The organism is Streptomyces sp. HSW2009, from assembly GCF_040240285.1.
Lineage (GTDB): Bacteria > Actinomycetota > Actinomycetes > Streptomycetales > Streptomycetaceae > Streptomyces.
This window is the reverse complement of sequence record NZ_JBEHZD010001138.1, coordinates 1-521: the sequence shown is the minus strand read 5'-3', so window position 1 is coordinate 521 and position 521 is coordinate 1. Positions and strand designations below refer to the sequence as shown.

The 521-nt window shown below is 68.9% G+C and carries 1 protein-coding gene; it reads left to right on the top strand.

Features of this window, described 5'->3' with window-relative positions; translation table 11 throughout:
* The coding region (locus AAHZ94_RS34930) for a polyketide synthase dehydratase domain-containing protein (protein ID WP_502964881.1) at positions 1–521 on the top strand (521 nt) is incomplete at both ends.

The following is a 521-nucleotide window of genomic DNA, read 5'->3' as shown; positions in this document are numbered from 1 at the left end:
GGGTTGAGGGGTGTGGGTCATGGGTTGTTGGGTGCGGTGGTGGAGGTGCCGGGTTCGGGTGGGGTGGTGGTGTCGGGTCGGTTGTCGGTGCGGGAGCAGGGTTGGTTGGGTGAGCATCGGGTGCAGGGTCGGGTGGTGGTGCCGGGTACGGCGTTGGTGGAGATGGCGATCTGCGCCGGTGACCAGGTCGACTGCCCCGTACTCGATGAGCTCGTCACCCAGGTCCCGCTGATCCTCACCGAGACCGGCGTCAGCTTCGTACGGATCGTGGTGGGTGAGGCCGAGTCGGGCGGGCGCCGCTCAGTGGCCGTGTACGCCCGACCGGCCCAGAGCGACGACGAGTGGGTGTGCCATGCCACCGGTGTGCTGACGCCGGAAGGCCCGGTGGGTGTGGTGGGGTTGGGGGTGTGGCCGCCGGTGGGTGCTGAGGTGGTGTCGGTGGGTGGGGTGTATGAGGATTTGGTGGGGCGTGGGTTGGAGTATGGGCCGGTGTTTCGGGGTGTGGAGGGTGTGTGGCGGCG